Origin of the sequence: Azohydromonas lata, from assembly GCF_034427735.1 — a bacterium.
Taxonomy (GTDB): domain Bacteria; phylum Pseudomonadota; class Gammaproteobacteria; order Burkholderiales; family Burkholderiaceae_C; genus Azohydromonas; species Azohydromonas lata.
On record NZ_JAXOJX010000045.1, the window covers coordinates 17,430 to 40,206 of the forward strand.

Sequence of the window (22,777 nt, forward strand, 5' to 3'; positions counted from 1 at the left end):
GCGCCGCAAATGCAAAATTGCAATCTGTGGTGCCCCATATCGTCAACTACAGGAGAAGTCATGCTCAGCAGAGAGATAAATATTCAAATCGAAGGAAAAACCGAGGCGGACGTGGAAAAAGCAGTCAAGGAAGTGTTTCGCCTGATTCGGGGTGGCGACATGAGCGGGGGTGATGGCACACCAAAATATAGCTATAACTTCGACGTCCAGGACAGTGGGGAGGAGGAAATGGGGGACGATGACGAGGATGAAGAAGAAGGCTATGGCGACGAAGACAGTGCGTAATGACGATCAATGATTATCTTGCCCAGTCCGGGTTCTTTTTAAAGTAAAAGAAAATCTTCCTGATTGTGCTCGCGCGGTCGGAAGCGGCGCGTTTGGGGCTGACAATATCGATGCCCCATTCAACGCCGGCATTTGCGGCGTGCCGTATTAGCCAGCTGTTGTTCTTGCTCATTATTTTTACTGGTTACAGAGCTCGATGGTCTGCAGGCTACAGCCACGGCTGGTTTTGACCTTGATTTCGCCCGCAGACCCATCGCCGGATAATCACCGACTTCGGCTGGGTATAGTGGGCCAGGGCGTCCAAGCCTTGTTCGCGGCCGTAGCCGCTTTGCTTGTAGCTTCCACACGGGTTCTGCACGAAGCCGCCGCCATATTCGTTGACAACGATGCGCGGGCGCGTCTGTTTTTCGACTTCGTGGTGGAACGGCTGCAGGCGCGCGGCCGCGCCTGAGCCATGGACGTTGCCGCGGCGGCCTTCGCCCTGGCTTGCAATTTCCTCAAGCGAGCACGTCGCAAATCTCGTTTGTCGGCACCCCCTGCGTGCACGAAAACTTGCAGCACTGCAGTCGCAGCAAGTTCTGAGCTCTCTTCCAAGGAGACGTCGTGTCCGAGCTTTCCTATCCCCTGTGGCGCAACGCGCCCGCGCCCACGCTTGTGGCTTCCCGTGATCTCGAATCCGGCGAGCTGGTGTTTCCGGCACTGAGTGCCGACTCCCCGCTGATACGGCAACACGAAACCGTGCCCCTGGCCGGTGTGGGGGAGGTTTACAGCTTCACCGTCATCCACCCGAGTCCCAAGAGCGGCGAGGCGCCCTACGCGCTGGGCTACGTGGATCTGCCCGGTCCCGTGCGCCTGTTTGGGCGCCTGTGCGGCAAGCCGCGCCCGGCCATTGGCGACCGCTACGCGGCCAAGGCCGACAAGCGCTTCGGCTACGTCTTCGAGGCCGTGCAGGGCTGACGCCACACGAGGAAGCACACCATGCAAGAGATCTACATCCACGGCGGCGCGATGACGCGCTTTGGCAAGCACCCCGGCGTGCTGGCGCCCGAGCTGGCGCAGCAGGCGATTGTGAAGGCGCTGGACGACGCGGGCGTATCCCGCAGCGAGATCCAGGCCGTGTACTGCGCCAACGTGCTCGGCGGCATGATCCTGGGCCAGCTGATCGTGCGCGACCTGGGGCTCAAGGGCATCCCGGTCTACAACGTCGAGAACGCCTGCGCCAGCGGTGCCACCGGCGTGCACCTGGCGCGCCACGCGTTGCTCGCGCAACAGTACGACACCGTGCTGGTGCTGGGCATCGAGCAGCTTACCGCCCTGGGCGGCGGCACCATCGCGCTGCAGCGCAACGACCACAAGACGGACCTTTATGCCCGGGCTGGCATGGTGCTGCCGGCGGTGTACGCCATGCGCGGCACGCGCTTCCTGCACGAGCGCGGCGCCACGCCCGCAGACCTCGCCGCCGTTGCGGTGAAGAACCGCCGCCACGGCTCACTCAACGAGTATGCGCAGCAGCGCAGCCAGACCACGCTGGAGGAGGTGCTGGCCTCGCGCATGATCGCCGACCCGCTGACGCTGCTGCAGTGCTGTCCCTCGCAGGTGGACGGCGCCGCGGCGGTGGTGCTGGGCACACGCCGGCGTGGCGAGCGCCGGGCGGTGAAGGTGCTGTCCTCGGCGGTGGTGTCTGGCCTGCGCGAGGATGCCCGTGACGACATCCTGGACGCCGAGATCACGGCCCGCGCCGCGCGCCAGGCGTATGAGCAGGCCGGCGTGAGTCCGGGCGACGTGAACGTGGTGGAGTTGCACGATGCCTTCACCATCGCCGAGCTGCTGTACTACGAGGCGCTGGGCCTGGCCCGGCGCGGCGAGGCGGTGCCGCTGCTGCGCTCCGGCGCCACGGCGCTGGGCGGCCGGGTGCCGGTGAACCCCAGCGGCGGGCTGCTGGCCAAGGGACACCCGCTGGGCGCCACTGGCGTGGCGCAGATGGTGGAGATCCTGTGGCAGTTGCAGGGGCGTGCCGGCGCACGCCAGGTGCCCGGCGCCAGGATCGGCCTGACGCAGTGCACCGGCGGCGGCATCGCCGGCGTGGACCACGCCGCGTCCTCCGTGCACCTGCTGGGAGTCTGAGCATGCGCAGCAACCGATTCGAAGCCGGCCAGGTGGCCGTCGTCACGGGTGCCGCCCGCGGCATCGGCTTGGGGCTGGCGCAGCGCCTGGCGCAGGACGGTCTGACCGTCGCTCTGCTGGACAGGGACGCCGCGGCACTGGAGGAAGCGGTCGCCTCGCTTGCCGCGCAGGGTCTGGATGTCCTGGGCGCCACGGCGGACCTCACCAATGCGGCCGCGGTCGAGGCCGCCATGGCCAAGGTCGTTGCCCAAGCCGGCCGCATAGACCACCTGGTCAACAACGCCGGCGCCGTGCGCGACATGCGTTTCCTGAAAATGCGCGACGAGGACTGGGATTTCGTGATCGACACCAACCTGCGCTCGCAGTTCCTGTGCTGCCGCGCCGTGCTGCCGGGCATGGTCGAGCGCGGTTTCGGCCGCATCGTCAATATCTCGTCGCGTGCCTGGCTGGGCGGCTTCGGCCAGGCCAACTACTCGGCGGCCAAGGGTGCAGTGGTCAGCCTCACGCGCTCGCTGGCCATCGAGTTCGCGGCCAAAGGCGTCACGGTCAACGCAGTGGCACCAGGCATCGTGGACACCCCGCTGTTCCGCAACTTCGCGCCGGAAGTGCAGTCGCGGCTGCAGGCCTCGGTGCCGGTGCGGCGCGTCGGCACGGCACGGGACATTGCCAACGCCGTGGCCTTCTTCCTGGACCCCGTGTCGTCCTACGTCACGGGCCAGACGCTGTACGTGTGCGGCGGTCGCAGCCTGTCCTCGCCCAGCGTGTGAGGGGAGCCGACATGAACGTCCGATTCGAGACCCTCGGCGCCGTCGCGGTGCTCACTATCGCCCGCCCCGAAGCGCTGAATGCGTTGAACGTCGAAACGCTGCGCGAGTTGCGCGCTCACCTGGCCGCGGTGCGCGATCGCGATGACCTGCGCGTGGCCGTGCTCACGGGCGAGGGCGGCAAGGCCTTCTGCGCGGGTGCCGACCTCAAGGGCACGCAGCGCTCGCCGGCCACCTACCCGGAAGCGGCGTTCCAAAGCCCCGAGCGGGCTGCGGACCTGGGCTTGTACATCCGGCTCATGGACCTGACGGACCTGGGTCTGTGCAAGCCGGTGATCGCGGCCGTGAACGGCCACTGCCTGGGCGCCGGGCTGGAGATCGCGCTGCAGTGCGATTTGCGCCTGGCTGCGGCCAACGCCAGCTTCGGGCTGCCGGAGGCGAAGGTGGGCTCGATTCCGGCCGTCTGCGGCCTGCACCGGCTGCTGCGTGCCGTGCCGTCGGCGCATGCGCTGCAGATGGCGCTCACGGGCGAGCGCGTGGGTGCGGATGAGGCCCGGCGCATCGGCCTGGTCAGCGAGGTACTGGAACCCGGGGCGCTGCGCGAACGCGCCCTGGCGCTGGCGCGGGGCATCGCCGCCAACGCCCCGCTGGCGGTACAGGCCATCAAGCGGCTGTCGCGCCAGACGCCCCACCTGAGCGACGCCGATGCCCAGCAGCTCACGGAGATGACCTGGGGCGTGCTGCGCGACACGGCCGACCGCCTGGAAGGACGCCGGGCGTTTGCCGAGAAGCGTGCGCCTGTCTACACCGGCCGCTGAGCCGCCACGACCTGAAGGAGACCAGCATGAACACCACTTCCCGTCGCCGCACCGTCCTGGCCGCCTGCGTGGCCGCTTTGCTGGCTGCGCCGGCCCTGGGCCAAGGAAGCTTCGCCAAGCACAAGCCCATTACCCTGATCGTGCCGTTCTCGCCCGGCGGGGGCAACGACATCCTGGCCCGCGCCGTGGCGCCGAAGATGGGCCAGTTGCTTGGGCAGACCATCGTCATCGAGAACAAGCCCGGCGCGGGCGGCAACCTGGGCACGGAACTGGTGGCGCGTGCCGAGCCCGACGGCTACACCCTCGTCATCGCTTCCAGCCAGGTGACGATGAATCCGTTCCTGGGCATGAAGGTGCCGTTTCGCATCGAGCGCGACTTTGAGCCCGTGGGCCTGCTGGCCTCAGTGCCTATGGTGCTGGTGAGCCATCCCGAGGAGCCTTACAAGACGCTGCAGGAGTTCCTGGCCTATTCGCGCGCCCATCCGGGCCAGCTCAGCTACAGCAGCCCGGGCAACGGCACACCGCAGCACTTGGCCGGCGAGGTGTTCGCGAAACTCAACAAGACCGAGATGCTGCACGTGCCCTACCGCGGCACGGGCCTGTCGATCACGGACCTGATCGCCGGCCAGATACAGGTGTCGTTCGCGACTTACGCCTCCGTGGCGCAGCACATCCAGACCGGCAAGGTGCGGGCGCTGGGCATTGCGGGCCAGAAGCGCACGCCGCTGGCGCCGGAGCTGCCCACCTTCGGAGATGCCGGCCTGAAGAACTACGACGCCAGCCTCTGGTACAGCCTGCTGGCGCCGGCCAAGACGCCGCCGGAGGTGGTGGCCCGGCTCAACGAGGCGATGGTCCAGGCGCTGAACGACCCGGCCGTGGCGAAGCAGCTCGCGCAGCAGGGCTTCGAGAAGCAGGTGTCGACGCCCGCGGAGCTCAAGTCCTTCATCGGCACGGAGCTCAAGCGCTGGGAGCGTGTCATTGCCGACAACCACATCAAGGTGTCGCCGTGACGGTGATGCTCAAGGTCGCGCCAGCCCAGGGCGCGTTCAAGCGCGCCCACAACGCTTCAGGAGAGTGAACATGCTGCGCAATGCGCTCGACGGGTTGACCGTCGTCGACTTCACGCAGATCGGCGCCGGGCCGACCTGCACCATGCTGCTGGCCGACATGGGGGCCCGCGTGATCAAGATCGAGCCGCCGGGAGGCGAGCTCGGCCGCGGCCTGGGACCCGGCTGGATCGGCGAAGACGCCGCGCTGTTCCACGGCTTCAACCGCAACAAGCTGGGCGTGTCGCTGGACCTCAAGAGCGACGCTGGCCTGGCAGTGGCGCGGCGCCTTGTCGCCGGTGCGGACATGGTCGTGGAGAGCATGCGTCCCGGCGTGATGGCTCGCCTGGGCCTGGGCCCCGAGCAGTTGCTGCAGGCGCAGCCGGCGCTCATCTACTGCTCGATCTCCGCGTACGGACAGACCGGACCCTGTGCGGAACATGCCGGCGTGGACGGCATCATCCAGGCGGACTCCGGTCTGATGGGGCTGATCGGCCTGGAGGGCGCGGAGCCGTGCAAGGTGCAGGCGCCGGTGGTGGACGTGATGACGGGCTACGTTGCGGCCATGGCGGTGCTGGCCAAGCTGGCGCAGCGCACCCGCGACGGGCAGGGCGGCCACCTGGACGTGAACCTGCTGAACTGCGCGCTGGCGCTGCAGCAGTCCTCGCTCACGAGCTGGCTGGCCGATGGCGCGCTGCCCGAGCGGGTGGGCAGCGCAGCGCCTTATTCGGCACCGAACCAGGCCTTCCAGACGCGGGACGGCTGGGTGATGGTGGCGGCCTACATGCCCGCACGCTGGACGCGCCTGTGCGATCTGCTGGGCGTGCCGCACCTGGCGACCGATGCGCGCTTTGCCACCTCGCCGCTGCGCGTGGCGCATCGGCAAGCCCTGGTGCCCTTGCTCACCGACGTGTTTCGCACGCGCGGCACCGACGAATGGCTGGCGCTGCTGGGGGCTGCAGACATCCTTTGCGCCCGCGTGGCCAGCTACGATGACGTGGCACGCCATCCGCAGGTCGCGGCCAATCGCATGCTGGCCGAGGTGCACCATGCGCAAGTCGGCGCGGTCAGGTTGCCCGGTTTCCCGGTCAACAGTGCCCAGGCAAACGCGCAGGCACATCGCGCCGCGCCCACGCTCGGCCAAGACACGCGGCAGGTGTTGAAGGACTGCGGATTCAGCGACGTGGACATCGACGCGCTGCATCACTCGCGGGCGGTGTGCTGTGCCGAGCCTGCCGGCCCGGCGCTCAAGCAGCGTGGAACTGCTCCAGCAGCCACAGCCTGAACCGCTGCATGTCGGCCGACTCCTCGCGGTGCGAGGGCGTGAGCAGGTAGTACGTGAAGTCGCCCATGTCCAGGGCCTTCTTGAACGGCGTGACGAGCCGGCCCTCCTGCAAGTCCTTCTCGACCAGAAAGCGCTGTGCGATGGCCACGCCCTGGCCTTCGACGGCCGCCGCGTAGCTCATTGCGGAACTCTCATAGGTCATCCCGGCCCGGGCATCGATCTGCTCGCTGACGCCGGCAGCTTCCAGCCAGTAGCCCCAGTCGTCCGGCCGCGCGATGCTGTGCAGCAGCGTGTGGTGCGCCAGATCCGGGGGGCGCTTGAGCTTCGGTCCGGCACCGAGCAGCGCGGGACTGGCTACGGGCACCAGCACGTTGTCCACCAGGCGGATTGCGTGGGCGCCGGGCCAGTGGCCGTCACCCAGGCGGATCGCGCCGTCGATGTCCTCGTTGCGGAAGTCCACGGGTTCCAGCGAAGCCTTGAGCAGCACCTCGATGTCGGGGTGCGCGGCATGGAAGCCCGACAGCCGCGGGATCAGCCAGCGCATGGCGAAGGTGGTGTAGGCGCGGATCTTGAGCTGCTTGCGCTGGCGCCTGCGCTGGAGCTTGCGCGTGGCCTCGCGCAGCACCTCGATAGCGCGTGTGACTGCTCGGCAGTAGTCCTGTCCCTGGCGGGTCAGGGAAATATTGCGATGGCCGCGGGTGAAGAGCTGGACGCCCAGGGCGTCTTCGAGCGTCTTGATCTGGCGGCTGACCGCACCGGGCGTCACATGCAGCTCCTCGGCCGCGAGCGTGATGCTCATGTGGCGTGCGGCAGCCTCAAAGGCCCGGATGGCGTTGAGCGGCGGGAGGCGGTCCATGGCCGTGACGGTAGGCGTGGATCGAGGCTGGATCAATCGAGACAGCCACTACGCGTGCCGCTGCCCCGCCGGGCCCTGCCGTGCCGGCGCGGCGGGGCCGAGGACCGCACAGGGATCAACCAGGGCGACGCATGGCCACTCCCGCGCCGGGACGTCATGAATAGCGGGCTTCCCAGCTCCAGCTCTCCACGGGTTGCTCGCGCTGCGCGTGCAATTGCCAGAACGCCTCGCCGACGCCGTGCGCCTGGGCGGAGTCCGGGCTCACGAGCGTGGCGACGTCGAGCACCGCGATGTGGACGCCGCTGGCCTTCAGGGGCTGGAACAGCGCCTGGGCGATGGTGCGCAACCCCGCCTTGCCGACGCTCAGCGTGAGCAGCTCGGCTGCGGGATGGGTGGCGAGCCCGCCGCCGGTGAGGAGCATGGTGCCGCGCTGGCGCGCCTTCATGCCTGGCATGGCGGCTCGGATCGCGTACAGCGCTCCCGTGATGTTGATGCGGACGTCGCTTTCCAGGTCGCGCTCGGCCAGATCTTCCAGCGCATGGGTCTGCAAGGCCCCCTGGGCGTCGTAGCGCAGGATGCCTGCGTTGTAGTGCAGCACGTCGAGGCGGTCGCCGAGGTCGCGTATCAGTGCCGAGACCGCGCTGGCGTCGGACACGTCCAGCGCCACGGATTGCACGTCGGCGCCCGCTGTGCGCAGGACGGCGGCCTGGCGTTCCAGCCGTTTGCCGTCGCGCGCGGCAAGGACGACGGCATAGCCCTCGCGGGCAAACCGTTGGGCTGTCGCCAGCCCAATGCCGGGGCCGGCGCCCAGCGTGAGGATCGTTTTGCTCATGATGGACCTCCTTGCGTCGCGCACCATCAGCCCAGGACCTGGGCCAGTTCGATCAGGTTGCCGAAGGGGTCGGCAAGGAAGGCCAGGCGGCGGTTGATCACCGGCAGCTCGAAGGGCTCGGTGACGATGTGGACGCCGCGGCGCCGCAGCTCCGCCACCGTCGCCTCGATGTCATCGACGTTGAGGCAGAAATGGTGCAGGCCCGCCAGACGCAGGCTGTCGCCCAGATCGGCGTACACGGGTTTGGGAATCGGCTTGGGATCGCCGCCACCCAGCACCTCGACGAAGAAGGCGTTGTCGTTGGGCGGGGCGAGGTAGGCCAACTGCTGGTCCGCATAGGGCCATTCGTGGATCACGCGGAAATCCAGCGCCTCGACGAACCAGCGGACTTCCTCCTGGAAATCCGGTACGTGGATGGCGACGTGGTGGCCCCGCATCGACGCAAAGGGGCTGTCGGTGCGGGTGGCGGGCATGTGGGTCAGCGACATGGTTGGGCTTCGTTGAGTTGGCAGGCGTAAGGGTAGGCAGCCGCATTGATGCCGTGAATCTCTGCAATGGACCATGCCGAATGAACTGGAAGTTCATAATTGAGCAGCATCCGAGGAGCCCACCATGCCGCCGTCCCGCAGCCGCCCAGGCCCCGCTCGCACGTCGCCGCCGTGGCCCGCGCTCATGGCTTTCGAGCGGGTGGCCGCGCATCTGAACTTCGCGCGCGCTGCCGCGGAGATGGCCGTCACGCCTACCGCAATCTCCAAGACCATCAAGCAACTCGAAGAGCAGCTTGGCGTGCGGCTGTTCAACCGCACCACGCGCAGCGTGGCGCTCACGGAAGCAGGCAGCCAGATGCTCGAAGGTATCGTGCCGGCACTGGAGCGGGTTCGCCTGTCGGTGCAGCAAGTCGGTGAGGCCTCAACCCGGCCGAGGGGCGTGCTCAGGCTCAATACGTCGTACGTGGCCTACAAAACGCTGCTCGAACCTCGATTGCCGGCCTTTTTGGCCGAATTTCCCGACATCGAATTGGATATGCAGATCGATAACGGGCTGGCAAACATCGTGGCCAGCGGCAGCGATGCCGGTATTCGCCTCGGCCATGCCTTGCAACTCGACATGATCGCGGTCCCGGTCGGCCCTCGCCAGCCGATGGTGGTCGTCGGCAATCCCGGTTATCTGCGCGATCATGGCGTGCCAACGAAACCGGCCGATTTGCTCGACCACGAGTGCATTCGCCAACGCATCGGCCATCGCGGCCGATATCTCGACTGGCGTTTCGGCTCGGGCAGCCGCGAAGTAACCATCGCGGTTCGTGGACGACTCACCTTCAACGAAATGCGCTGCGTTTTGGACGCAGCCCGTCAGGGGTGTGGGCTGGCTTACGTATTTCAGCCCTTTGCGGCAGAGGCCATTGCTGCGGAAGAGCTCACAGCGGTACTCGAGCGCCACGGCCCTGCGGGAGAGCATTTCTATCTCTATTACCCAAACCGATCGCAGATTCCCGGCAAACTGCGGGCATTGATCGACTTTTTGCAACAACGGGATCGCATTTGAGATTCAATGCGGCCAAATATTGAATTTATTTGGCATAAAGACCAGTGAATGTTCGTTTGGGAAAATATTGGTCGTATTCACCGCTGCTCTGGTGCTGCAATAGAGAATTGCGATCGCTTGAAGCACACATGCTGGCCAGCCGGTTAAGGCGGGAAAGCGAAAAATTCAAGCAACGTGTGGCGATAAAGGCGTTTGTCGCAACGTCTCATAGCTATAAAAGGTATCTATTGGCTTTCTGAGGAATTTTGGCAGGCGGTTGTCTGTGTGCCGTTTGTTTGGGCTTCAGCGGTAAAACACATCATCCGAATGAAAAAACTGTTTTTTTGAATTGACGTTACAAGAAGTCAGGAGCGCACACTCTGCTTTACGAATATTTCTGCTGATACTTTGAGCGATTTGTTATAGGCTGATGTTCTTCCGAGCATAAGAACAAAATTTAGATCAGGTCAGGCCCATAGTGAGCGCGCACTGGCATGTGCGGCGGCAAGGGGCTGCTCATGACTGCAATTCTGAAGAGTTCCCAGTCGAAACGCTGAGCCGTTTGGCGTTTCGAGGCACGAGCACGGCGCAACGCGTCGGTGCAATTTATTGCCGAAAGGGCTCTGCCATGCTGCAACTCAGTAAACAACCAGCATCGAAAAACCCGTGAGGGTTGGGCGCTCAAGCGCCAAATAATGCAGGTTAGCCATCCAAAACCCTAAATAGGGTTTGGTGTGACCGTGCCTGCTTCACGACCACTATGCCGGCTCCCGGCCGGCAGAAAGGGGTAGTCATGGTCGATTTAATGAGACGCATTGCCGTGCCATTGCTGGCGGTGATTGTCTGGGCGACGGGCGCACCCGCGGCACAGGCGGCCGACCCGGACAAGGTCAGCGCGACACTGGAAGGCTGTCGCAACGACGGCACGGTCACGCTGCCCAATGGCAGCGGCCAGTTCGTGTGTCCCAACACGGTCTACACCAGCGGCAACCTGGGCAAGGGCTGGAATGAACTGGACCTGGTGCCGTACCGCGTCACGCTGAACGCGGGCAACTCCGCGCCGGCGACGCAGACCTACACCATCGCCGTGGTCGTGGACCGCGCCGACGGCAACCCGGAGCGGCCGGGCTATGACGTGATCTCCGCGCCCGTGCTCAACACGGCGCTGTCCGACGCCACTTGTCCTGCGACCGTCGGTCCGCAGCAGGAGGCCAACCCGGGACTGGGCGGCATCAGCCGCTCGCTGTACCGGCTGCTGACGGTGACGCAGCCCAAGGACACCACCTGTGTGTTCGACTACTACGCGCGGCTGGCGCTGGGTTCGCACCTGTTCCCAGGCTCCTCGCTGCACGCGAACCTGGCATTGCCCACGACCGGCGGTGGTCTCACGACCAACGGCATCGGTGCGCGTGACGTCTCCATCCCCGTGAAGGAGATCCTGCCGCAGGAACTGCACAAGGACATGGCGGCCAGCGCCGACTCCACCGTGCAGTGGAACCTTACCAAGTCGCCCGACCAGCTGTCGCTCAACTTCGGCGACGTCTGCGCGGCGCCTTCGAGCGAGCAGTCCAGGGAAGTCACCTTCACCGTCAAGTACGAGAAGGTCGGGACGGTCGCGGGTGGCGTGCACGTCATCACCAACATCTACGCCAAAAATCCGGCGGCCCGCACGATTGCCGTCAGCGTGACGGACAAGATCTACAAGGGCACGGCCCAGACCACGCTGCTGGACCAGGCCTCGTTCGGCCCGGTGGACGTGCCGGCGAATCAGCAGATCCTGGTGGCGACGCATTCGGCCACGCTGTCCAGTGATGCTGGCACCGTGGGGGACTACCTCAACGACGTCGTCACTGGCAGCTACACGGACACGGTCACCGGTGTGCCCGTGCCGGGCACCACCAGCGCGGCAGCGCAGGCGCAGATCACCTCCGGCACGGTGAACAACGCCTCGGTGGCCATTGCCGATGTCGAGTCCATCGTTGGTGCACATCTGAGCTACGCCGTGGCGGCGCCGGTCCTTGGTGCCTTCACGAACGGCTACGTCGCGGGCACGCGCACTGACGGCGAGGTGGACTGGGGCGTGGCGGGCCAGACCAACACCAACACGGTGCTGTTCAGGAAGACGGTCTACCTGGATGGACGCCGCATCGTTGACGGCGTGCTGACCGACACCGCCACCCTGGTGGCCGAAGCGCCGTCGCCGACCTACGAGCTGGTTGCCGGCCCGATCAACGTGGCGATCACGTCGAGCGCGGCAGTCAAGCTCAACCTCCAGAAGACCATTCCGGCCAGCTATACCTTCGACAGCGGCGAGCGGCTGGAAGTCGTTTTCCGCATTACCCGGGGTGGTGACGCCAGCTACCAGGTCGACAAGACGCTGACTTTCAACGCCAGCAGTGGCCTCATGCAGTCGCTGCAGCTCGACGGACTGGTCCCGGACGACTACACGGTGACGGAGCTGTCCTCGACCTTCTTTGCCAGCGCCGGGGCGACCGGTGTCCCTTCCGGGCTGCAACCGCAAGGCGGCGACCAGCAGGTGCTGCACCTCAAGGCCGGTGCCGATGGCGACGACGTCTTCGATGCTCTGGAATGCGAAGGCACCGCCGCGTTCAACAACGTGCCAGCCAACGGCTTGGCCGCTGCGCGGGTACAGAAGATCACCGACCCGTTGCTGCCCAGCGGCGATCCGGACCTGAACTGGACCTTCACGCTGCGCGGCCCGGGGCTCAGTGCCGCGGGCGAGGCCATCACGGTCCAGGCGGGTGCGGGCTATGCAGCGTTCGCCAAGGTGCTGGCGGAGGGCACCTACACCGTGACGGAGACCACCAAGTCGCCGGCCTGGCTGCTCACCGGCGCATCGCCTGACGCCAACGGTGACAAGGTCTGCGAGTTCACGGTCGACTATCCCGAGGACTACGGCCGCGTTTTCTCGTGCACTTTCAACAACCAGAAGCAGGGCAAGGCCCGCGTTGTGAAGACCGTCCAGGGGCTGCCGCTCACGAGCACGCAGGCCTTCACGTTCCAGCTCCGGCAGGGCGCTTCCACGACGCAAGTCGGCACGACGCTGGAAAGCGGCCAAGCCACCGCACTCAATGGCGGCATCATCGCGTTCACAACCTGGCTGGTGCCTGGCGACACCTACCAGCTTTGCGAGAGCACGATGCCGGGCTGGCAGACAACGCTGGGGTCCTTCGTACCGAGCTCGTTCATGCCGCCTGACGGCGTGGCGACGAATCCGAACGTGGACAACAGCATCCTGTGCGTGAACTTCACGGTGCAGGCTGGCCAGACCAAGTCCTTCGCCGTGGACAACACGCCTCCTCCGGGCGGGCGGGCGCTGACCATCGGCTACTGGAAGAACTGGGCCTCCTGCAGCGGCGGCAGCCAGAAGCCGGTGCTCGACCAGACGTTGGCCAAGGCCGCGTCTCCGGGCCTGGTGGTCTCGGCGCAAAGCGGTGTCTACCCGACCTTCGCAGCGACCTACTACCTGACCCTGTCCGGCAGCACGGCGACGCCCAACGTGGCGCCCAGTTGCACGGCCGCGGTGAACTTGCTCAACAAGTCCACCACCGACACGGGCAAGAAGATGGCGAGCGACCCGGCGTTCAACCTGGCGGCCCAACTGGTGGCAGCCGAGCTGAACTACCTTGCGGGCGCGGGCAGGACTGGTGCGGCGACCACGGCTGTCAACCAGGCGGTTCTGCTGCTGGGCAAGTACGCGTTCAACGGCAAGACCCACACGGCGATCGGCGCGGCCGATGCCAACACGATGAACAACCTGGCCAAGACGCTGGACGACTACAACAACAACCGCTGAGCAGGTCCAGGGTGGCCCGGCAAGCCCTCAGCAAGGGCCGGCCGGGCCCCTCCACCGGACCCTTTCGACTTGCTTACCCGGCCTCCACGGAGGCCGGCAACTGGAGCGCAACGACCATGAGACATCCCTTGAGCATGAAGAGCCACAGCGGGCGAGGTGTCGCCATCGTGCTGCTGGCCGGCGCCGTGCTGGCCGGCTGCGGCGGAGCCGACTCGGCCGATGCCAGCCGCGCCACCCCGGCTGCCGAGCAAGCCGCCGCGGCCAGCGCGCAAAAGCCGTCGCCCGCGCTGGAGCGCGCGCTGGCGCTGGCGCACAAGACCAACGACGCCCGCGTGAAGAGCGAGCGGGTGCGCCGAGGCGAGGCGGCGCGCTGAGCACGGACCTGACGCACGCGGCCCGGTGGCACGCCCATCGCTGCGTGCGCAAGGTGACCACGGAGCTGGCGGCGTCGACCGGATGCCGCCAGCCCTGCGGCATTGAAAGGGGGCACATTCGTTGACACCCGCAACGTTCGGCCTTGCTGTTCAGAGCCCCGGCCGGCCGCCTCTCACACCGACAGCCTTCATACCGGGCCAGACCTGCGAAACCTGGCTGGATGGCCGGGTGAAGGCAGCGCTGATGCCGCTCTGAAAGGAGCCGGCTTTTAACGCCATCGTGAGCTTGCCTAAAACCTGTCTTTCCAGGCCCTCAGCGCGGCAAATATTTCGACTTCATTGAATGCGTCGGGATGGAAACGCCTGACGGCTTTTTTGATGGCGGCGTGCCGGCTCCGCAGGAAGGGATTGATGCGCAGTTCTTTCTCTATCGAGCTTGGCACGGTGGGGAGCCCCTCCGCCAGCAAAGCCTCGCAGTGCTTGATGTTCGTGGCAATGTCTTCATTGTCGGGATCGACGGCCAGCGCAAACTTCAGATTGCCCAAGGTGTACTCGTGGGCACAGCAGATTCTCGTCGAACCAGGCAGTGCTGCAAGCTTGTCGAGGGAGCGCAGCATTTGCTCCGGCGTGCCTTCGAACAATCTTCCGCACCCGGCGGAAAAAAGTGCGTCGCCACAAAACAGCAACGGGGTGCCGTCAAAATCGGGCGCGTAATAGGCGATATGGCCGGCCGTATGGCCAGGCACATCCAGCACGTGGAACTCGATGCCCAGCGCGGACACCCGAGCCCCTTCAGAGAGCCTGTGGAACAATTGTCCGGCCATCTCGGTGGCGGGGCCGAATACAGCCGCTCCGGTGGCCTCGCAAAGATGCCGTACGTCACCTATATGGTCAGCGTGGTGGTGGGTGATGAAAATGCCCCGGAGTTGCAGGCCGTGAAAATGCAAGTAATCCAGCACGCCTGTGGACTCGCCCGGATCGACGACCCATGCTTCCAACCCGTTTTGAAATAACCAGATGTAGTTGTTCTGAAATGCCCTGATCGGCGAAAACGTCCACATGAGCTTCTTGCCCTCCTGGGTTGGTCCATCAAGCCCCATGAGCCCGATGCAATGGACCGGCCGGCTGCCTTTAGAGCACCGGCCGGCGTGCTGGCCTGTATCTCAGACCGCGCGTTCCTTCATGAGCTTGGCAATATGATCCGCCTGCCTGATGGCGAGCGTCACGATGGTGAGCGTGGGATTTTCCGCACCGCCCGTGGTGAACTGGCTGCCATCCGAAATGAACAGGTTGGACATATCGTGGGTTTGGCCGTACTTGTTGCAAACGCTGTTTGTCGCCTTTTCACCCATGCGGCACGTTCCCAGATTGTGCGTGGAGGGGTAGGGCGGCGTGCGGTAAGTGCGGATCGCGCCGGCCGCCTGATATACCCGCTCACCCTGCGTGAAAGCGTGCTCGCGCATGGCCAGGTCGTTGGCGTGATCGTCGTAATGCACGTTGGGCACCGGGTTGCCCCATTTGTCCTTGACGTTCGTATTCAGGGTCACGCGGTTGGTTTCGCGCGGCATGTCTTCTCCCACGATCCACATGCCGGCCAGATTCGTGTAGCGCTCCATCCACCACGCAAAATCCTCTCCCCAGCCGCCGGGTTCGAGGAATGCCGCCATGAAGGACAAACCCAGAGAAAGCGTCTCCATTTCATAGCCGCCGGCAAACCCGCGCTTGGTGTCATGCCCGGCCTCGTCGCGGACGATGCCGGCCATCGTGGTGCCGCGGTACATGTGCACGGGGTCCTTGAAAGCGGCATAGACCGAGCCGGTGACGTGGCGCATGTAATTGCGCCCAACCTGGCCGGACGAATTGGCCAAACCGTCCTTGAACATGTTCGAGGCCGACAACAACAGCAGTCGCGGCGTTTCTATGGAATTTCCGGCCACGCAGACGATGCGTGCCTTCTGGCGCCGCTCCTTGCCGTCCTTGTCGTAGTAGACGACAGCGCTGGCCTTGCCCTTGTTGTTGTGCTCGATGCGCACCACATGCGATTGCGGTCGCAATTCAAAATTCCCGGTAGCCTCGGCCTTGGGAATTTCGGTATAGAGCGTGCTCCATTTGGCGCCGCTTTTACAGCCCTGGAAACAGAAGCCGAGTTGCATGCAGCGTCCCCGCCCGTCGCGCGGCTCGCTGTTGATGGCCATGCGGCCAGTATGCACTTCCTTGTAGCCCAAACTGCTGGCGCCGGCATACATGACCTTGAAATTGTTGTTGCCAGGCAGCCCCGGAATTCCGTTCGTCCGGGTCACGCCCATTTTGTCTTCGGCGCGTGCGTAATAAGGCTCCAGTTCCTCCAGCGTTAGCGGCCAGTCCAGGAGGTTGGCGCCGGAAATATCGCCATAGTGCGTCTTTGTCTTGAATTCATGGGCCTGAAACCGCAGCGAGGCGCCCGCCCAGTGCGTGGTGGTTCCGCCCACGGTCTTGCATATCCAGGCGGGCAAGCCTGCAAAATCCTTGGCGACACGCCAGGTGCCGGACGTGGTGCGAGGATCGAGCCAGGAAAGCTGCTGAAAGGCTTTCCACTCGTCGTTGATGAAGGTGGCATTCGATTGCATCGCGCCAGCCTCCAATACCACGACCTTGATGCCTTTTTGGCAGAGCTCGTTGGCCAGCGTGCCGCCGCCGGCACCTGAGCCAATGATGACCACCACCGAATCATCGTTGTCATTGAACTTCGCCATGCCTGTCTCCAAATATAAAAATGAATGTCGTCGGGAAGGAATATGCAGTCAGCTCCGGTCAGCCCATATCAGCCAAAATACGGCTTGGGGCTGATCTCCAGCGGGGGCTCAGGCAGCCATTGCAGGTCCTGGAAGCCGCGGGTGATGTAGCCGCCCTTGTCCCAAGAGGCGCCCGGATAGCCGAAGGCGGCAAATGCAATATCGTTGTCGTAGAGCGACGTGATGCACTGTCCCCTCACGGTGGCGAAAAACGGCTTGCCCTCCAGGCTTTTGACAATCTGAAGCTGAATTTCCGGCGACGCCCTCAAGAAATCTCCGCCGGCAGCCTGGTGCAGCGAACGGATGCCTGCCACGAGCTGTTTGGCGGTATCTGCGTCTTTCCGGGCCTTGGCGTCCAGATCCTTGGCCAGCAGCGCATACGCCGCGTCAGGCAATTGTTTGTGGGGATAAAGCACTTTCCCCATCGCCATGAGCGTCCTGCCTTCCTTTTCGTTGAGTTTCCTGAGCTCCAAGGCCCAAGCGGTTGACGGTGCCAACGCCGCCAGCGCACTGCCGGCCGCGATGTGGCCGAAAATCACGCCGGTTCCCCTCAACAGCTCTCGGCGGGTCAATGGCAACTTCACCTTGCGAACCGCGCCAATTTCCTCCGTCGCCTGTTCGGCGCTGTGGTGGGTGGCGGGTTGGATGGAAATCGTGCGCATTCGGGTCTCCTCGTGGTGGGTCATGGGCTTGGCCGTGAAAGCCATCGCGCGCTGAATAAGCGCCGCTTCTCGGCGGCGGACGTGAATAGGCGTGCTCACGCCGCCCGCAAGCAGGCAGGGTCTTGTTCAGTGGTTTCTTTCAACGCTCGAAAAGCGTCGCGTGCGATTTAATGCACGGACCATGCCAGTCGATGAAACCCGTGCTGGACGGGGTCGCCGGCCCTGGAGAGCGCAAATGGCGCGCTGTGCGCCGCGGGGTTGCGGCGACTCATATTGAGGCAGGCGTCCGATAGTGAAACAGCGGGCCGTCGCGAGCGCCTGGGCCGGCGTCGCGGGCGGCGTTCAGGCCTCGTCCGCGTGGCGGACGATGCTTTCCAGGCCGTAGCGCTCGACCTTTCGGTAGAGCGTGCTGCGTGAAATGCCCAGGTGGCGCGCGGCCTGCGCCAGGTTGCCCTGCACCGACTGGATGGCACGGGTGATGGTCAGGCGCTCGGCGGCCTCCAGGCTGGCCGGCTCCGGTGCGGCCGGCGTGGCCGGTGCTGTCGCAACGGGTCTGGATGGCGCTCGCTCGGCGACGATCTCCTCGTCCAGCTCCTCGCACGACACGTTCACCGCGTCGCCCACCAGCAGCAGGCTCTCGACCACGTTGCGCAGCTCGCGCACGTTGCCGGGCCACGCGTAGGCGCGCAGCGCGTCCAGCACGTCCGGCGGAAAGTGCCGCTTGGGCACGCCATGGCGCTCGGCCAGTTGCTGGCTGAAGTGCTCGATCAGCAGGTCGACGTCGTTGCCGCGCTCGCGCAGCGGCGGGATCTTCAGCCGTGTCACCGCGATGCGGTGGTAGAGGTCGCGGCGGAAGCGGCCGGCCTCGACCTCGGCCCGCAGGTCGCGGTGCGTCATGGCCAGCAGCCGCACGTCCACGCGGCGGGGTCGCGTGTCGCCCAACCGGTACAACACGCCTTCCTCCAGCACGCGCAGCAGCACCGGCTGCAGCTCGGCGGGCAGCTCCCCGATCTCGTCCAGGCACAGCGTGCCGCCGTGCGCCAGCTCGAAGCGGCCCGCCCGGCCCTCGGACGTGGCGCCGGTGTAGGCGCCGCGCACGTGGCCGAACAGCTCGCCGGCAATCAGCTCCTTGGTCGCTGCGCCGCAGTTGAAGGTGATGAACGGGCCGTTCTCGCTTTCGCGGCCGTGCAGCGCCCGCGCAAACAGCTCCTTGCCCGTGCCGGTCTCGCCTTCGATGAGCACCGTCACGCGCCGCGCCGCCAGTTGTCGGGCCCTATCCATGGCCGCCTGCAGCGCAGGGCTGCGGCCCGCCAGGTACGCGAAGCTGTTGCGCTGGCTGTCGGCCTCAGACTTCATCTCCATGGGGGAGGAGGAGCGCACAGGCCGCTGCGGCACGATGACCAGCGCACCTATGGCCTTGCCGTCGGCCACCACGGGCTGGAACAGGTCGGCGCGAAAGCCCGCGGGCAGCCGCTCGGCCCAGGCCTCGACCTCGCCGCTGGCATCGAGCCCCGGCAGCGGCTCGCCGATGCGAATGCCGCGCGTGGGCAACTGGCCCGCGGCATGCACCAGGCGGCCGAAGCGGTCCAGCGCGATCATGCCCGCCGCGTCGGAGGCCGATACCCGCTTCAGGCACACCTCCAGCAACTGCAGCCGGTCGCGCATCGCACCCTCGGCCAGCACCCGCTCGATCTGCTGCGCCGCCGTCATGGCCAGCGTCAGGTTGTTGACCAGGAACGTATTGGGCGGCCCGGAGATGTCCACCACGCCGATGATCTTGTTGCTGACGGGCGCGCGTATCGGTGCGGCCGCGCAGCTCCAGCTCTTGATGCCTTCGCAGAAATGCTCGGCGGCATGCACGTAAGCCGGCGCGGCCGTCGCCAGCGCGGTGCCTATGCCATTGGTGCCCACCGCATCTTCGTGCCAGTTGCCGCCTTCCACCAGGCGGATTTCCTGGCCGGCTTCCAGCGTGCCCAGGTTGCCGGCGGCCTCCAGGACGATGCCGTCGGCGTCGGTGAGCAGCATGATGGAGCCGGACTCCGACAGCACCTGAGAGACGGAGTCGAACAGGCCCCGCGCGGCTTCCAGCAGCTCGTGGTTGCGCTCGCGCAGGCGCTGCAGCCGGTCTCCACGCACGGCCAGGGGCGCTGCGCGGCTCACCGGGTCCACGCCGGACTTGAGGCTGCGCTGCCAGGAGTTCAGCAGCGCCGTGGAGATCACGGAGGTCACCAGCACCTCGCCCGCCAGGAAGCGCTCCCAGGCCTTCATCACGTCATCGACGCTGAGCGCCTGGAAAGGCAGCCATGCCTGTGTTCTGTCCTGGGGCGACATCTTTGTCTCCTTGGCCGTTGCGACGGCTTTCATGTTCATTGCAAGCTGCAAAGCGGCGCGGCATCGTCTTGTGCTGCCAAGGCAGCCCGCTTCGCAGGCGGCGGATGCTAGCTTTGCGATTGACTCGCATCAATTCAGTCCTATCCCTAGTGAACCGTCCGGGGCAGGACGCGCTGGCGCTGCCGCGAGGCGCCCTGGGCGGCGCCAGCGTCCCAGGATCGGTCGCCGTGCGGACGGGCGGGTGTCGCAGAACACTACGCCGGCACCTTGCTCACCAGCGGCTTGGCTGCGTCTTCCCCCGTGAAGGCTGCTGTTACGCGGCCGCGGCGATGCTTGGCACAGCTCTCGCTAAATGAAGCCGGGCCTGGTCGATTGGCCCGCAAGCCGACGACAGCCAACAAGAGCAGATGGAGACATCACGAAGCACCGCCGGGTGCCTCGTGCCATGGGTTCCGCATCTGTTGACCTTGCCAAGTTAAGGAGAGCACGATGTCCGGTGGATTAACACTCAACAAGATCACTTCGCAGAAGGGGATCAGCATTGCCGAGGCGGCACGCCGTATTGCCGACCTGGGTTGGCAACCCAGCTATGTCCAGGAGGCGATGACCTTCCCGACCGACTACAAGATCAGCAAGGCCCCGCGCGATCCGATGAAGCAGGTGCTGCGCTCCTACTTTCCGATGCAGGAGGAAAAGGACAACCGCGTCTACGGTGCGCTGGACGCCGCGCTGCGCGGGGACATGTTCCGCAACACGCAGCCGCGCTGGGTGGAGTGGATGAAGTTGTTCCTGGCCATCATTCCCTTCCCCGAGATCTCGGCGGCGCGCTCCATGTCCATGCTCGGACGCCTGGCGCCGGGAGAGGAGCTGCGCACCGGCTTCACCATGCAGATGGTCGACGAGTTCCGCCATTCCACCATTCAGATGAACCTGAAGAAGTGGTACATGGAGAACTACATCGACCCCGCCGGCTTCGACATCACGGAGGCGGCGTTCGGCAAGTGCTACGCCACGACCATCGGCCGGCAATTCGGCGAAGCCTTCATCACCGGTGACGCGCTGACCTCGGCCAACATCTACCTGCAGGTCGTGGCCGAGACCGGCTTCACCAACACGCTCTTCGTGGCCATGCCCTCCGAGGCGGCGCGCAATGGCGACTATGCGCTCTCGTCGGTGTTCCTGTCGGTGCAGTCGGACGAGTCGCGCCACATCGGCAACGGGCACTCGCTGCTGATGTCCATCATCAACGATCCGGACAACCACCTGCTGCTGGAGCGCGACATACGCTATGCGTTCTGGCAGAACCACGCCATCGTCGACGCGGCCATCGGCACCATCATCGAGTACGGGACGACGGACCGCAGCAAGAACAAGGAATCCTACGCCGAGCTGTGGCACCGCTGGATCTACGAAGATTACTACCGCACCTACCTGCTGCCGCTGGAGAAGTACGGCGTCAAGATCCACCACGACGACGTGGCGGCGGCCTGGGACCGCATCGTCAAGAAGAACTACGTGCACAAGGTCGCGCAGTTCTTTGCCGTGGGCTGGCCGGTGAACTTCTGGCGCATCGAGGCCCAGACGGAGAAGGACTTCGAGTGGTTCGAGCACAAGTACCCCGGCTGGTACGCGGAGTTCGGCGACTTCTGGAAGTGGTACGCCCGCAAGAGCGAGCCCGGCGAAACCAACATGCTGTTCGACCAGGAGAACGGCTACGTGTACCCGCACCGCTGCTGGAGCTGCATGGTGCCCTGCGTCATCCGGGAGGAGATGGTGGTCGACGAGGTCGATGGCCAGCTCTACACCTACTGCTCGGACCTGTGCCGCTGGACGCACAAGGTCGCCTTCTCCGACGAGTACGAAGGCCGCGCCACGCCGGCGATGGGCCGCTTCAGCGGCCGGCGCGAGTGGGAGGAGTGCTATCACGGCTGGGACCTGGCCGATGCCATCAAGGACCTGGGCTTCGTGCGGCCTGACGGCAAGACGCTGATCGCGCAGCCGCATCTGAAATTCGACGACAGGCACATGTGGACGCTGGACCACCTGCGCGGCCACACGCTGCAAAGTCCGCTGACCCTGCTGCGCGCCATGACGCCGGAAGCCCGCGAAAAGCATATTGCCGAGTATCGCCAGGGCTTCAAGATCAAATCCCTCTAACTCCCACCGCTTTCCCGGCATGTCGATTTTGACCGGGAAAGCGATTTTGAACAGTGGAGAAAGAAGTCATGTCTGAAAAGGTGACTCATACCGTGCGCCTGGAGCCGGTCGGCGTGGAGCTGGAGGTCGAGGAAGGTGAATGGGTGCTGGATGCGGCGTTCCGCCAGGGTATTGCGCTGCCCCATGGTTGCCGCGAAGGCCGGTGCAGCAGTTGCAAATGCGTCGTGCTCGAAGGCGATGCCGAGGTCAATGGGCATTCCACGTTTGCGTTGCCCGATTATGAGCGGGACAGCGGTCACGTGCTGCTGTGCCGGACGCAGGCCTTCAGCGATTTGACGGTCGAATTGCTGAATTACGACGAAGGCCTTTTGCGGCGCTCCATTGCCGTGAAGGATTTCGACGGCGTGCTGCTCGGCATCACGACGCTGACCCACGACATCCGTTTGCTGGACGTGCAGTTGTCGCAGCCCATGAAGTTCTGGGCCGGGCAATACGTCGAATTGACCGTGCCCGATGCGGACGTGACCCGCTCCTATTCCATGGCGAGCACGCAGGCCACGCCGGACAGGCTGCAGTTCATCATTCGAAAATACCCGGACGGCAGATTTTCCTCTTTGCTCGACGGCAGTTTGCAGCCGGGCACCGAGGTCAAGATCAAGGGGCCGTTCGGGAGCTGTTTCCGCCGGGAGGAGCGTACGGGCCCCATGATTCTGGTGGGTGGCGGCTCCGGCATGTCGCCGCTGTGGTCGATATTGAACGACCATATTTTGAGCAAAGAGCAAAGGCCTATACGGTTTTTCTACGGCGCCCGCACGAGAAAAGACCTGTTCTTCCTGAAAGAATTCGAGCGGATTGCCCAGCAGCTTCAGGATTTCGAGTTTATCCCTGTTCTCTCCCATGCCACCGAGGCCTGCGGGTGGAGCGGGGAAACGGGTTTCGTGCACACGGCGGTCGAGCGCATTCTCACGGCCCAGAAACTCGAAGGTGAAATGGATGCCTATACCTGTGGGCCGCCGCCGATGATAGATGCCGTACTGCCCGTGCTTCAACGGGTGGGTGTTGCGTTGGAAAACACGCACGTCGACAAATTTACCCAGGCAAGCGCCACTCCGGTCGAGCTTGCCCACTGAT

Annotated in this window: 20 protein-coding genes; 12 read left to right on the forward strand and 8 right to left on the reverse strand. The window is 65.1% G+C overall.

The annotated features are described in order from the left end of the window. The first annotated feature begins 60 nt into the window (after positions 1 to 60). The gene (locus SM757_RS23255) at positions 61 to 285 is read left to right on the forward strand and encodes a hypothetical protein (protein WP_066335462.1); all 225 of its coding nucleotides are present in this window, start codon (positions 61 to 63) and stop codon (positions 283 to 285) included. Positions 286 to 298: 13 nt separating this feature from the next. Here SM757_RS23255 and SM757_RS23260 read toward each other — a convergent pair whose 3' ends face one another. After that, positions 299 to 457, reverse strand: a complete 159-nt coding sequence (locus SM757_RS23260; protein ID WP_322467217.1) for a hypothetical protein — start codon at positions 455 to 457, stop codon at positions 299 to 301. Between the two features lie 431 nt (positions 458 to 888). On the opposite strand from SM757_RS23260, the gene SM757_RS23265 reads away from it, so the two are divergent. The 6 genes from SM757_RS23265 (at position 889) to SM757_RS23290 (ending at position 6,322) form a co-directional block, all read left to right on the forward strand. Next, on the forward strand, positions 889 to 1,242 hold the full coding sequence (locus SM757_RS23265) for a Zn-ribbon domain-containing OB-fold protein (protein ID WP_322467218.1): 354 nt from the start codon (positions 889 to 891) through the stop codon (positions 1,240 to 1,242). Between the two features lie 21 nt (positions 1,243 to 1,263). Further along, positions 1,264 to 2,409, forward strand: coding sequence for a thiolase family protein (locus SM757_RS23270; RefSeq protein WP_322467219.1), 1,146 nt, complete (start codon positions 1,264 to 1,266; stop codon positions 2,407 to 2,409). Between the two features lie 2 nt (positions 2,410 to 2,411). Beyond that, entirely contained in the window at positions 2,412 to 3,176 is a 765-nt protein-coding gene (locus tag SM757_RS23275; RefSeq protein ID WP_322467220.1) for an SDR family NAD(P)-dependent oxidoreductase, read from the forward strand. Between the two features lie 11 nt (positions 3,177 to 3,187). Continuing rightward, positions 3,188 to 3,991, forward strand: coding sequence for an enoyl-CoA hydratase/isomerase family protein (locus SM757_RS23280; protein ID WP_322467221.1), 804 nt, complete (start codon positions 3,188 to 3,190; stop codon positions 3,989 to 3,991). A gap of 26 nt (positions 3,992 to 4,017) precedes the next feature. Continuing rightward, positions 4,018 to 5,001 carry a tripartite tricarboxylate transporter substrate binding protein gene (locus SM757_RS23285; RefSeq protein ID WP_322467222.1) on the forward strand — a complete coding sequence of 328 codons (984 nt, stop codon included), beginning with the start codon at positions 4,018 to 4,020 and terminating at the stop codon, positions 4,999 to 5,001. Positions 5,002 to 5,071: 70 nt separating this feature from the next. After that, a complete protein-coding gene (locus tag SM757_RS23290; RefSeq protein WP_322467223.1) occupies positions 5,072 to 6,322 on the forward strand; it encodes a CaiB/BaiF CoA transferase family protein in 1,251 nt (416 codons plus the stop codon). Here SM757_RS23290 and gcvA read toward each other — a convergent pair. The 3 genes from gcvA to SM757_RS23305 form a co-directional block, all read right to left on the reverse strand. Beyond that, positions 6,285 to 7,178: a transcriptional regulator GcvA gene (gcvA, locus tag SM757_RS23295; RefSeq protein ID WP_322467224.1), complete on the reverse strand. Its 894-nt coding sequence runs from the start codon at positions 7,176 to 7,178 to the stop codon at positions 6,285 to 6,287. The two genes, SM757_RS23290 and gcvA, sit on opposite strands and share 38 nt — an antisense overlap. Before the next feature lie 154 nt (positions 7,179 to 7,332). Beyond that, positions 7,333 to 8,010: an SDR family oxidoreductase gene (locus SM757_RS23300; protein WP_322467225.1), complete on the reverse strand. Its 678-nt coding sequence runs from the start codon at positions 8,008 to 8,010 to the stop codon at positions 7,333 to 7,335. Positions 8,011 to 8,036: 26 nt separating this feature from the next. After that, on the reverse strand, positions 8,037 to 8,498 hold the full coding sequence (locus SM757_RS23305) for a VOC family protein (protein ID WP_322467226.1): 462 nt from the start codon (positions 8,496 to 8,498) through the stop codon (positions 8,037 to 8,039). A 124-nt stretch (positions 8,499 to 8,622) separates the two neighbouring features. Between SM757_RS23305 and SM757_RS23310 the strand changes: the two genes are divergently transcribed. From SM757_RS23310 to SM757_RS23320, 3 genes are all read left to right on the forward strand, one after another. Beyond that, entirely contained in the window at positions 8,623 to 9,555 is a 933-nt protein-coding gene (locus SM757_RS23310) for a LysR family transcriptional regulator (RefSeq protein WP_322467227.1), read from the forward strand. Between the two features lie 799 nt (positions 9,556 to 10,354). After that, the gene (locus SM757_RS23315; protein ID WP_322467228.1) at positions 10,355 to 13,351 is read left to right on the forward strand and encodes a hypothetical protein; all 2,997 of its coding nucleotides are present in this window, start codon (positions 10,355 to 10,357) and stop codon (positions 13,349 to 13,351) included. A 128-nt stretch (positions 13,352 to 13,479) separates the two neighbouring features. Continuing rightward, positions 13,480 to 13,725 (forward strand): hypothetical protein, encoded by a 246-nt coding sequence (locus SM757_RS23320; RefSeq protein ID WP_322467229.1) that lies wholly within the window; start codon positions 13,480 to 13,482, stop codon positions 13,723 to 13,725. Positions 13,726 to 14,015: 290 nt separating this feature from the next. Here the strand turns inward: SM757_RS23320 and gloB are convergent, their stop codons facing one another. The 4 genes from gloB to SM757_RS23340 all read right to left on the reverse strand — a co-directional run bounded on the left by gloB (position 14,016) and on the right by SM757_RS23340 (position 19,489). After that, positions 14,016 to 14,786 (reverse strand): hydroxyacylglutathione hydrolase, encoded by a 771-nt coding sequence (gene gloB, locus SM757_RS23325; RefSeq protein WP_322467256.1) that lies wholly within the window; start codon positions 14,784 to 14,786, stop codon positions 14,016 to 14,018. Between the two features lie 102 nt (positions 14,787 to 14,888). Next, positions 14,889 to 16,457, reverse strand: coding sequence for a GMC family oxidoreductase (locus tag SM757_RS23330; RefSeq protein ID WP_322467230.1), 1,569 nt, complete (start codon positions 16,455 to 16,457; stop codon positions 14,889 to 14,891). A gap of 68 nt (positions 16,458 to 16,525) precedes the next feature. Further along, on the reverse strand, positions 16,526 to 17,158 hold the full coding sequence (locus SM757_RS23335; protein WP_322467231.1) for a tat (twin-arginine translocation) pathway signal sequence: 633 nt from the start codon (positions 17,156 to 17,158) through the stop codon (positions 16,526 to 16,528). Positions 17,159 to 17,500: 342 nt separating this feature from the next. After that, positions 17,501 to 19,489: a sigma-54-dependent Fis family transcriptional regulator gene (locus SM757_RS23340; protein ID WP_322467232.1), complete on the reverse strand. Its 1,989-nt coding sequence runs from the start codon at positions 19,487 to 19,489 to the stop codon at positions 17,501 to 17,503. A gap of 489 nt (positions 19,490 to 19,978) precedes the next feature. On the opposite strand from SM757_RS23340, the gene SM757_RS23345 reads away from it, so the two are divergent. Continuing rightward, a complete protein-coding gene (locus tag SM757_RS23345) occupies positions 19,979 to 21,646 on the forward strand; it encodes an aromatic/alkene/methane monooxygenase hydroxylase/oxygenase subunit alpha (protein ID WP_066335467.1) in 1,668 nt (555 codons plus the stop codon). A 68-nt stretch (positions 21,647 to 21,714) separates the two neighbouring features. Beyond that, entirely contained in the window at positions 21,715 to 22,776 is a 1,062-nt protein-coding gene (locus tag SM757_RS23350; protein WP_322467233.1) for an NADH:ubiquinone reductase (Na(+)-transporting) subunit F, read from the forward strand. Position 22,777: the final 1 nt, after the last annotated feature.

Coding starts and splice junctions, on each gene's coding strand:
- SM757_RS23255 (WP_066335462.1), top strand. CDS start 61: ATGCTCAGCAGAGAGATAAATATTCAAATCGAAGGAAAAACCGAGGCG.
- SM757_RS23260 (WP_322467217.1), bottom strand. CDS start 457: ATGAGCAAGAACAACAGCTGGCTAATACGGCACGCCGCAAATGCCGGC.
- SM757_RS23270 (WP_322467219.1), top strand. CDS start 1,264: ATGCAAGAGATCTACATCCACGGCGGCGCGATGACGCGCTTTGGCAAG.
- SM757_RS23275 (WP_322467220.1), top strand. CDS start 2,412: ATGCGCAGCAACCGATTCGAAGCCGGCCAGGTGGCCGTCGTCACGGGT.
- SM757_RS23280 (WP_322467221.1), top strand. CDS start 3,188: ATGAACGTCCGATTCGAGACCCTCGGCGCCGTCGCGGTGCTCACTATC.
- SM757_RS23285 (WP_322467222.1), top strand. CDS start 4,018: ATGAACACCACTTCCCGTCGCCGCACCGTCCTGGCCGCCTGCGTGGCC.
- SM757_RS23290 (WP_322467223.1), top strand. CDS start 5,072: ATGCTGCGCAATGCGCTCGACGGGTTGACCGTCGTCGACTTCACGCAG.
- gcvA (WP_322467224.1), bottom strand. CDS start 7,178: ATGGACCGCCTCCCGCCGCTCAACGCCATCCGGGCCTTTGAGGCTGCC.
- SM757_RS23300 (WP_322467225.1), bottom strand. CDS start 8,010: ATGAGCAAAACGATCCTCACGCTGGGCGCCGGCCCCGGCATTGGGCTG.
- SM757_RS23305 (WP_322467226.1), bottom strand. CDS start 8,498: ATGTCGCTGACCCACATGCCCGCCACCCGCACCGACAGCCCCTTTGCG.
- SM757_RS23310 (WP_322467227.1), top strand. CDS start 8,623: ATGCCGCCGTCCCGCAGCCGCCCAGGCCCCGCTCGCACGTCGCCGCCG.
- gloB (WP_322467256.1), bottom strand. CDS start 14,786: ATGTGGACGTTTTCGCCGATCAGGGCATTTCAGAACAACTACATCTGG.
- SM757_RS23330 (WP_322467230.1), bottom strand. CDS start 16,457: ATGGCGAAGTTCAATGACAACGATGATTCGGTGGTGGTCATCATTGGC.
- SM757_RS23335 (WP_322467231.1), bottom strand. CDS start 17,158: ATGCGCACGATTTCCATCCAACCCGCCACCCACCACAGCGCCGAACAG.
- SM757_RS23340 (WP_322467232.1), bottom strand. CDS start 19,489: ATGTCGCCCCAGGACAGAACACAGGCATGGCTGCCTTTCCAGGCGCTC.
- SM757_RS23345 (WP_066335467.1), top strand. CDS start 19,979: ATGTCCGGTGGATTAACACTCAACAAGATCACTTCGCAGAAGGGGATC.
- SM757_RS23350 (WP_322467233.1), top strand. CDS start 21,715: ATGTCTGAAAAGGTGACTCATACCGTGCGCCTGGAGCCGGTCGGCGTG.